Source organism: Burkholderia sp. MS455 (assembly GCF_016899445.1).
Classification (GTDB): domain Bacteria; phylum Pseudomonadota; class Gammaproteobacteria; order Burkholderiales; family Burkholderiaceae; genus Burkholderia; species Burkholderia pyrrocinia_C.
In genome coordinates this window covers 3,177,529-3,186,431 of record NZ_CP041779.1, presented here as the reverse complement: position 1 = coordinate 3,186,431, position 8,903 = coordinate 3,177,529, and the positions used below count along the sequence as shown (strand labels likewise).

Annotated in this window: 11 protein-coding genes; 8 read left to right on the top strand and 3 right to left on the bottom strand. The window is 68.3% G+C overall.

Features of this window, described 5'->3' with window-relative positions; translation table 11 throughout:
* Positions 1-247: 247 nt before the first annotated feature.
* Positions 248-994, bottom strand: coding sequence for a 2,3-diphosphoglycerate-dependent phosphoglycerate mutase (gene gpmA / locus FPJ27_RS33815; protein WP_175963615.1), 747 nt, complete (start codon positions 992-994; stop codon positions 248-250).
* Positions 995-1,128: 134 nt separating this feature from the next.
* Between gpmA and FPJ27_RS33810 the strand changes: the two genes are divergently transcribed.
* The 5 genes from FPJ27_RS33810 (at position 1,129) to FPJ27_RS33790 (ending at position 4,037) form a co-directional block, all read left to right on the top strand.
* Positions 1,129-1,551 (top strand): rhodanese-like domain-containing protein, encoded by a 423-nt coding sequence (locus FPJ27_RS33810; RefSeq protein WP_204424668.1) that lies wholly within the window; start codon positions 1,129-1,131, stop codon positions 1,549-1,551.
* The gene (gene grxC, locus FPJ27_RS33805; RefSeq protein WP_034179116.1) at positions 1,548-1,808 is read left to right on the top strand and encodes a glutaredoxin 3; all 261 of its coding nucleotides are present in this window, start codon (positions 1,548-1,550) and stop codon (positions 1,806-1,808) included. The genes FPJ27_RS33810 and grxC overlap by 4 nt, the downstream gene beginning before the upstream one ends.
* 107 nt (positions 1,809-1,915) lie before the next feature.
* Entirely contained in the window at positions 1,916-2,395 is a 480-nt protein-coding gene (gene secB, locus FPJ27_RS33800; RefSeq protein ID WP_034179115.1) for a protein-export chaperone SecB, read from the top strand.
* A 25-nt stretch (positions 2,396-2,420) separates the two neighbouring features.
* The gene (locus FPJ27_RS33795; protein ID WP_105389625.1) at positions 2,421-3,419 is read left to right on the top strand and encodes an NAD(P)H-dependent glycerol-3-phosphate dehydrogenase; all 999 of its coding nucleotides are present in this window, start codon (positions 2,421-2,423) and stop codon (positions 3,417-3,419) included.
* 93 nt (positions 3,420-3,512) lie between these two features.
* Positions 3,513-4,037 carry an O-acetyl-ADP-ribose deacetylase gene (locus FPJ27_RS33790; protein WP_204424658.1) on the top strand — a complete coding sequence of 175 codons (525 nt, stop codon included), beginning with the start codon at positions 3,513-3,515 and terminating at the stop codon, positions 4,035-4,037.
* 22 nt (positions 4,038-4,059) lie between these two features.
* Here FPJ27_RS33790 and trmL read toward each other — a convergent pair whose 3' ends face one another.
* Complete coding sequence (gene trmL / locus FPJ27_RS33785; protein ID WP_204424656.1) at positions 4,060-4,530, bottom strand: tRNA (uridine(34)/cytosine(34)/5-carboxymethylaminomethyluridine(34)-2'-O)-methyltransferase TrmL; 471 nt, start codon at positions 4,528-4,530, stop codon at positions 4,060-4,062.
* 107 nt (positions 4,531-4,637) lie between these two features.
* The gene (locus FPJ27_RS33780; RefSeq protein WP_204424654.1) at positions 4,638-5,441 is read right to left on the bottom strand and encodes a phosphoribosyltransferase family protein; all 804 of its coding nucleotides are present in this window, start codon (positions 5,439-5,441) and stop codon (positions 4,638-4,640) included.
* An 83-nt stretch (positions 5,442-5,524) separates the two neighbouring features.
* On the opposite strand from FPJ27_RS33780, the gene FPJ27_RS33775 reads away from it, so the two are divergent.
* From FPJ27_RS33775 to coxB, 3 genes are all read left to right on the top strand, one after another.
* A complete protein-coding gene (locus tag FPJ27_RS33775; protein ID WP_072437281.1) occupies positions 5,525-6,490 on the top strand; it encodes a methyltransferase domain-containing protein in 966 nt (321 codons plus the stop codon).
* A gap of 195 nt (positions 6,491-6,685) precedes the next feature.
* On the top strand, positions 6,686-7,210 hold the full coding sequence (locus tag FPJ27_RS33770) for a DUF2244 domain-containing protein (protein WP_204426389.1): 525 nt from the start codon (positions 6,686-6,688) through the stop codon (positions 7,208-7,210).
* A gap of 57 nt (positions 7,211-7,267) precedes the next feature.
* Positions 7,268-8,869 (top strand): cytochrome c oxidase subunit II, encoded by a 1,602-nt coding sequence (gene coxB, locus FPJ27_RS33765; RefSeq protein WP_204424651.1) that lies wholly within the window; start codon positions 7,268-7,270, stop codon positions 8,867-8,869.
* Positions 8,870-8,903: the final 34 nt, after the last annotated feature.

Here is an 8,903-nt window from a genome sequence, read left to right as displayed (position 1 = left end):
GAGTCTGGTGCGGTCGGGAAGCGCGTGGCGGTAGCGGGGATGTAGCGGACAAGTATAACTGTTCGTCCGATAACTCAGTGGAACGCCGCGAAAAGCGGCGAACAGGCGCCATGAGCCGGGCCCGGAGCAGGCCCGGCGGGGCACCGCCGGACGCGCTGCGGGTTTGAAAGCGGATTCGACCGCAGCGGGCCCGCGAAGGTTCGCGCGGCGTGCCGCGCCGGACGCGGCACGCCCGGCGCGACGGGCGTCAGCCCGCCTTGCCCTGCTTCGCGACGGCGGCCTGCGCCTGCGCGATCGCGTCCTGGTCGCCGAGGTAATAGTGCTGGATCGGCTTCAGGTCCTCGTCGAGTTCATACACGAGCGGCACGCCGTTCGGGATGTTCAGGCCGACGATGTCGCTGTCCGAGATGCCGTCGAGGTACTTGATCAGCGCGCGCAGCGAGTTGCCGTGCGCGGCGATCAGCACCTGCTTGCCGGCGCGGACCGCGGGCGCGATCGACTCGTTCCACAGCGGCAGCACGCGCGCGACCGTGTCCTTCAGGCACTCGGTGAGCGGCAGTTGCTCGCGCGGCACCTTCGCATAGCGCGGGTCGTTGAACGGCGCGCGCTCGTCGGTCGGTTCGAGCGCGGGCGGCGGCGTGTCGTAGCTGCGGCGCCAGACGAGCACCTGGTCGTCGCCGAACTTCGCGGCCGTTTCCGCCTTGTTCAGCCCCGACAGTGCGCCGTAGTGGCGCTCGTTCAGGCGCCACGAGTGGACGACCGGCAGGTACATGAGGTCCATCCGGTCCTGCACGTGCCACAGCGTGCGGATCGCGCGCTTGAGCACCGACGTGTACGCGATGTCGAACGTGTAGCCGGCCTCCTTGAGCAATTCGCCGGCCTGGTAGGCCTCGTTGCGACCCTGTTCGGTCAGGTCGACGTCGACCCAGCCGGTGAAGCGGTTTTCCTTGTTCCACGTCGATTCGCCGTGGCGGATGAGAACGAGTTTGTACATGGATCTTGCGGTCGGTAGTGAAGGAAGCGGTGCGCGTCGCGCGGCACCCGACCCGGGCCCGCCATCGCGCAAGGCGGTTATTTTATAATGGCGGGATTGTCCTCATCCGATTTCTCTTTTTCCGGCGGAATTCCGTGACGTTCTTTACCGATTACACGAACCTGGCCCTCATCGCGATCCTGCTGGTATCCGGCGGCCTGCTGGCGTGGCCCGCCCTGCGCCGCGGCCGCGGCGGCCTGTCGGCCGCGGAGGCCACCCAGCTCATCAACCGCCGCAATGCGGTCGTGATCGACGTGCGCGCCGCGTCCGATTTCGCCGCCGGCCACCTGCCGTCGGCGCGTCAGGTCGCGGCGGGCGAGATCGGCGCGAAGATCGCGCAGGTCGCGAAGAACAAGAGCACGCCGGTGCTGCTCGTCTGCCAGAATGGCCAGCAGTCGCAGAAGGCGGCGCGCGAGGTCGAGGCGGCGGGCTATGCCGAGGTGCACGTGCTCGAGGGCGGCGTGGCTGCCTGGCAGCAGGCCGGGATGCCGGTCGTCAAACAAGGAGCAGCGAAGTGAACAAGGTTTTGATGTACAGCACGCAGGTGTGTCCGTATTGCATGCAGGCCGAGCGCCTGCTGAAGCTGCGCGGTGTCGAGCAGATCGAAAAGGTGCTGATCGACCGCGATCCGGCGCGCCGCGAGGAAATGATGACGCGCACGGGGCGCCGCACGGTGCCGCAGATCTATATCGGCGACACGCACGTCGGCGGCTACGACGATCTGTCGAAGCTCGACCGCGAAGGCGGGCTCGCGCCGCTTCTGCAAGCGGCCTGATTAGGGCAGAATGGCCGCCGGCCGCGCCGCGGCTTGGGCGCGCAGGATTCATCCGTGGCGGCCGGCGAGAAGCCGGGCCGCTCCGTCACCACTTTTAGGGAAACACCATGTCCGACGTCGAAAACCAACCGTTCTTCAACATCCAGCGCGTCTACTTGAAGGATATGTCGCTCGAGCAGCCGAATTCGCCGGCTATCTTCCTCGAGCAGGACATGCCGTCGGTTGAAGTCGAAGTCGACGTCAAGGCCGACCGCCTCGCGGAAAGCGTGTTCGAAGTCGTCGTGTCGGGTACCGTCACCGCGAAGGTGAAGGACAAGGTCGCGTTCCTGATCGAAGCGAAGCAGGCCGGCATTTTCGACATTCGCAACATTCCGGACGAACAGCTCGACCCGCTGGTCGGCATCGCTTGCCCGACGATCCTGTTCCCGTACCTGCGCTCGAACATCGCCGACGCGATCACGCGTGCGGGCTTCCCGCCGATCCACCTGGCGGAAATCAACTTCCAGGCGCTGTACGAGCAGCGTCTCGCGCAGCTTCAGCAGCAGGCCGGCGCCGCAGGCGCGCCGAACGGCACGACGCTGAACTGACGTTTCACACGGACCGGTGCTGGGTATGAAAGTAGCCGTTCTCGGCGCCGGTGCCTGGGGCACCGCGCTCGCGGGCCATCTGGCCGCGCGGCACGATACGCTTCTGTGGGCGCGCGACGCCGCGCTCATCGCCGGGCTGCAGGCCCGGCACGAAAATTCCCGCTATCTGGACGGCATCGCGCTGCCTGACGCACTGCGCTACGACGCCGATCTTGGCGCCGCGCTCGCGCATGGCGCAGCGGACGACGCGCTGTGCGTGATCGCCGCGCCCGTGGCCGGGCTGCGCACGCTGTGCCGCGCGATGCGCGACGCAGGCTGCGTGCCCGCGCACATCGTCTGGGTCTGCAAGGGCTTTGAGGCCGACACGCATCTGCTGCCGCATCAGGTGATCGCGGCCGAGCTGCCCGAACAGCGCAGCAACGGCGTGCTGTCGGGGCCGAGCTTTGCACGCGAGGTCGGACAGTCGTTGCCCGTCGCGCTGACGGTGGCGAGCGCGTCCGCCGAATGCCGCGAGCGCACGCTCGCCGCGTTCCATCACGGCGCGATGCGGATCTATACGGGCGACGACGTGGTCGGCGTCGAGGTCGGCGGCGCGGTGAAGAACGTGCTTGCGATCGCGACCGGCATTTCCGACGGCCTCGGCCTCGGGCTGAACGCGCGCGCCGCGCTGATTACGCGCGGCCTCGCCGAAATGTCGCGGCTCGGCGTCGCACTCGGCGGCCGCGCGGAAACCTTCACCGGCCTCACGGGTCTCGGCGACCTGATCCTCACCGCGACGGGCGACCTGTCGCGCAACCGCACGGTCGGCCTGCAACTGGCGGCCGGCCGCACGCTGAACGACATCCTCGGTGCGCTCGGCCACGTGGCCGAAGGCGTGCGCTGCGCGCAGGCCGTGCTGGCGATCGCGCACGCGCAGTCGATCGAAATGCCGATTACCGAAGCCGTGTGCGGCGTGCTGTTCGACGGCATCGCGCCGCGCGACGCCGTCAGCGGCCTGCTGCGGCGCGACGCGCGCGCCGAGTAGCACGGCCGGGCGCCGCCAGGCGCGGTCGCGCCAAGCGCGCGGCGCCAAAGCGCACTACGCTTGAACAAGTCTCCGGCGTTTCGGGAGGTTGTCATGCTGCAGATCCAATCCACCACGCTCGACGCGCAACTCGTCGACATCACGACGCTCGATGTCGACGTGATCGTTAACGCCGCGAACGGCTCGCTGCTCGGCGGGGGCGGCGTCGACGGTGCGATTCACCGCGCGGCCGGCCCCGGCCTGCTCGCCGAGTGCCGCACGCTCGGCGGCTGCGATACGGGCGACGCGAAGCTCACGCGCGGCCACGGGCTGCCGGCGCGCTACGTGATCCATGCGGTCGGGCCGGTGTGGCACGGTGGCGGTTGCGGCGAGCCCGACCTGCTCGCATCGTGCTACCGGCGCGCGATCGAGCTGGCCGAAGAGGTGGCCGCGACGTCGATCGCGTTTCCGGCGATCAGTTGCGGCATCTACCGTTATCCGGCCGGCGAGGCCGTCGACATTGCAGTCGGCACCGTCGTCGAAATGCTGCCGCAGGCGCCGAGCCTGGCACGCGTGGTGTTCGCGTGTTTTTCCCCCGACATCCACGACCTGTATCGCGCGCGGCTCGCGCGGGCCTGACGCGGCCCGCGCCGCGCACGCATCATGCGCCGCCTTCGAAGCCGGCCTGGCGCCACGCCTCGAACACGACCACCGCGACCGTGTTCGACAGGTTCAGGCTGCGGTTGTCCGGCCGCATCGGCAGGCGCACGCGCTGTTCGTTCGGGAAGCATTCGAGCAGCGCGGCGGGCAGGCCGCGCGTCTCCGAGCCGAATACGAACCAGTCGCCCGGCAGGAACGCATGATCGTGGAAGCGGCCCGAGCCGCGCGTCGTGAACGCGAACATCCGCGCGGGATCGGGCGATTCGGCCGCGACGAATGCGTCCCAGTCGCGGTGCACGCGCATCTGCGCATATTCGTGATAGTCGAGGCCGGCGCGGCGCATTCGTGCGTCGTCGAGCGGAAAGCCGAGCGGCTCGATCAGGTGCAGGTGCGCGCCGGTGTTGGCGCACAGCCGGATCACGTTGCCGGTGTTCGGCGGAATTTCGGGAGCGACGAGGACGACGTTGAACATGTTTCGGTTTGGCTGGGCCGGCGGGGGCGGAGCAACGCGCGCTCGTTCCCGGCCGGCCGGTTCGTGACGGCCGCGGCCGCGTGCAGGCGGTCGGCCTCTCTATTTAATTAATCCCTGGCGGTGCGCAGCGCAACCAGATTCGTCACGCGCGCGGCGCCCGCCGCCTTCAGTGCGTGCGCGGCGGCCGCGAGCGTCGCGCCGGACGTCATCACGTCGTCGACGAGTGCGACGTGGCGGCCCGCGACGTCGCCGGCCACCGCGAATGCCGACATCACGTTGTCGCGCCGCGCGCGCAGGGCGAGCCGCGACTGCGGCGCGGTGTCGGCGACTCGCGCGAGCAGCGCCGCATCCGCGCGCACGCCGAGCCGGCGCGCGAGCGGCCGCGCGATCGCCCATGCCTGGTTGTAGCCGCGTGCGACGAGCCGCCGGTGCGACAGCGGCACCGGCGCGACCAGGTCGAAGCCGCCGGTGCCGCGCGTGTCGTCGACAAGCCGGGCGAGCCGGGCCGCGAATTCGGCGCCGAGCGCGAGCCGCGCATGAAACTTCAGGCCGCGCGCGAGCCCGTCGAGCGGCGCACGGTAATCCGCGAGCGCTAGCGTCGCATCGAACGGCGGCGCGGCCGTGCGGCACGCGTCGCAGCGGTACGCGGTCGCGCGGCCGGCGCCGCTGTGCGTGCCACGGAGCGGGCGCGAACGCGGTTGGCCGACACCCAGCGGCAGCGCGCAGGCGTTGCAGCGCAGCCGCGCTTCATTCCAGTACGCGGCGTCGCAGGCAATGCAAATCACGGTGTGTGACAAATTGCCGCACAGTGCGCAGCGATTCGGCAGCGCGACCGCGGCGACGCGCGCAGCCAGCGCGCGAACCTGCGACAAAACGACGCGCATCGTGCGCGGAGCGGAACTGCGGATCATCGCGAACACTCCTGGCGGCCCCGCCTCGATGAAGCCTGCGGGGCGAGCGAGTATACTTCGGGCTCTTCGCCAGTGTGCCCGACATGTCCCCAGCTTCGACTTCAACCGGCCGTCCGGCCAATGACGCCAGGCGCCTGCGGCGGATCTTCGATCGCCGTGCCGCCACGTTCGACGCGGTCGCGTTCCTGCCGCGCGAGATCGCGCAGCGGATGAACGAGCGTCTCGAATACATCAAGGTGAGCCCCACGGCCGTGCTCGATGCGGGCTGCGGCCCGGGCGACGATCTGCCGGCGCTGCGCGCGCGCTTTCCTGAAGCGCCCGTATTCGGCGTCGACCTGTCCGGCGCGATGCTTGCGCGGGCCGGTCAGCGCGAGGTCGAACAGACGAGCTGGCGCCGCTGGCTGCCGGCCTCGCTCGGCCGGGCGCTGGGCCAGCGCGGCCCGCGCGTCGCGCAGGCCGACTTCGCCGCGCTGCCGTTCCCGGGCGGCGCGTTCGACCTGATCTGGTCGAATCTCGCGCTCCACTGGCATTCGCGCCCCGACGCCGTGCTGCCCGAATGGCAGCGCGTGCTGCGCGTGAACGGGCTGCTGATGTTCAGCACGCTCGGCCCCGACACGCTGCGCGAGCTGCGCGCAGCCTGCACGGACGCCGAAGCGGCGCTCGGCATCGCACAGCCCGCCGCGCGCGTGATCGATTTCGTCGACATGCACGACCTCGGCGACATGCTCGTCGAGAGCGGCTTCGAGATTCCCGTGATGGACCAGGAAGTGCTGACCGTCACGTACAAATCCCCCGATTCCCTGCTGGCCGACGTGCGCCGCTGGGGCGCCTATCCGTTCGAGCGGGCGGCGCCGCAGCGTGCGACGCGACGCTTTCGCGCGGCGCTCGGCGACGCGCTGGAAGCGCGCCGGCGCGCGGACGGCACGATTGCGCTGACCTTCGAGGTGATCTACGGCCACGCATGGAAGGCCGTGCCGCGCACGACCGCCGAAGGGCACGGGATCGTGCGCATCGAGGACATCGGAAAGGGGCGTCCGAAGAATCGGTAAAGCGGTAAAGAGGGGTTTTGTTATGTCCGAAATTAGCGGCGCAAAGCGGGGTCGAATTGGCGCCCAAAATGGCCGGAAAGCTTGTCGCGCTTGGCTTGGCGGGCGATAGGCGCTTGCTTGTGGATGCCATTGAACCCGCCTATAATGCGTCAGCTTGTCGTCCCGGGGTCCCCGCAATACGGGGCGACGAGTCCGATGCAGGCATGCATCGCATGCCATTCGCGTGAGGCGGCGATGGAAGCAGCGAGGGTTTTGGCGGAGACGACGAACGGCGAGCCGGTCCTCGAAGACTGGCTCATGAAACGCAACTGTTCGGCGTCGCCGCGCCAGTTCGTGCTGTTTTACGCGTCGCTCGCGGGCTTCTCGCTGGTGATCGCGACGTTGCTGATGTGGCGGGGGGCTTGGCTCGTCATGCCCTTCACCGGAATCGAGTTGCTGGCTGTGGGTGTCGCATTCGCGATCTATGCTCGCCATGCGGTCGATTACGAACGCATCAGGCTGTTCCCGCACCGGCTCGTGATCGAGCGGATGGATGCGGAGCGGCTCACGCAGATCGAATTCAACCCGCGCTGGGTGCGGGTCGAGCCGGGCGCGACGCCACGCGATCCGATTCGGCTGGTATCGCGCGGGCAGACCGTCGTAATCGGGCAGCATCTCGCGCAGTACAAGCGTGCGCAGTTCGCCGACGAACTGCGCACGTCGCTCAGGCGCTGCGGCTGACGAGGCGCGGGCACCGGCCGGGAACAGGCCGGCGGCTTGCGACGGGGGAGGGTTTGAATGGAAATTTTGGGTAAGGATGCTATGAAAACAATCAAGCGAGCCCTCACGGGCGTGCTGGCATGCAGCGGATTGCTCTTTGCCGGTGCCGCCCTGGCGGTCGGTGATAGCCCGGGCGGCCCCCGCGTCAACGAGATCAACTTTCAGCCGCCGGTCACGAAGATCGCCGAGGAGCTCTACGATCTCCACACGATGATGCTGATCCTGTGTACGGTGATCTTCGTCGGCGTGTTCGGCGTGATGTTCTATTCGATCTTCGCGCACCGCAAATCCAAAGGCCACAAGGCCGCCAATTTCCATGAAAGCACGACCGTCGAGATCATCTGGACGATCGTGCCGTTCGTCATCGTCGTGCTGATGGCGCTGCCGGCGACGAAGGCCGTCGTCGCGATGAAGGACACGACCAACGCCGATCTCACGATCAAGGTCACCGGCTACCAGTGGAAGTGGGGCTACGACTACGTGAAGGGCCCGGGCGAAGGCATCGGCTTCCTGTCGACGCTGACCACCCCGCGCGACGAAGTGATGGGCAAGAAGCCGATCACCGACACCTATCTGCAGGAAGTCGACAACCCGCTCGTCGTGCCGGTCAACAAGAAGATCCGCATCATCACGACCGCGAACGACGTCGTCCACTCGTGGTACGTGCCCGCGTTCGGCGTGAAGCAGGACGCGATTCCCGGCTTCGTGCGCGACACGTGGTTCAAGGCCGACAAGGTCGGCACCTTCCGCGGTTTCTGTACCGAGCTGTGCGGCAAGGAACACGCGTACATGCCGGTCGTAGTCGAAGTGCTGTCGGAAGACGACTACGCGAAGTGGGTCACCGCGCAGAAGGCCAAGCTGGCCGGCGCGGCGGTCGATCCGAACAAGGTCTACACGATGGCCGAACTCGTCGCGCACGGCGAGGAAGTCTACAAGGCGAACTGCGCGGCCTGCCACCAGGTGAGCGGCAAGGGCCTCGGCGCATTCCCGGCGATGGACGGCAGCCCGATCGTGAACGGCCCGATCGCCGGCCACGTCGAGCGCGTGCTGCAGGGCAAGGGCGCAATGCCGTCGTGGGCCTCGCTGTCGGACCTCGACATCGCATCGGTCATCACGTACGAGCGTAATTCGTGGGGCAACCACAAGAACGACCTGCTGCAGCCGAAGCAAGTGGCTGACGCGCGCAACGGCAAGATGCCGGAAGACACGGCAGGCGCAGCGGCGCCGGCCGAAGCGGCTTCGGCACCGGCGCAAGCCGCGTCGGGCGCAGCCGAGCAGCCGGCGGCAGCGTCGGCTGCGGCATCGGCCGCGTTGTCGACGATCTACTTCGAGACGGGCAAGAGCGTGCTGCCGGCCGACGCGAAAGCGGCGATCGCCGCCGCGGCCGACTATGCGAAGGCACATCCGGACGCGAAGCTCGCGCTGTCGGGTTTCACCGACAAGACGGGCTCGGCCGACGCGAACGCCGAACTGGCGAAGCACCGCGCACAAGCCGTGCGCGACGCGCTGAAGGCAGCAGGCGTGGCGGAAGACCACATTATTCTCAAAAAGCCGGAAACGATCTCGGGCGGGGCAGACGCGAAGGAAGCCCGGCGTGTCGAGATCGGGCCGGCGGCTTGACGTGTCGCTGAGTTAGTCGACGTATTCGCATTAG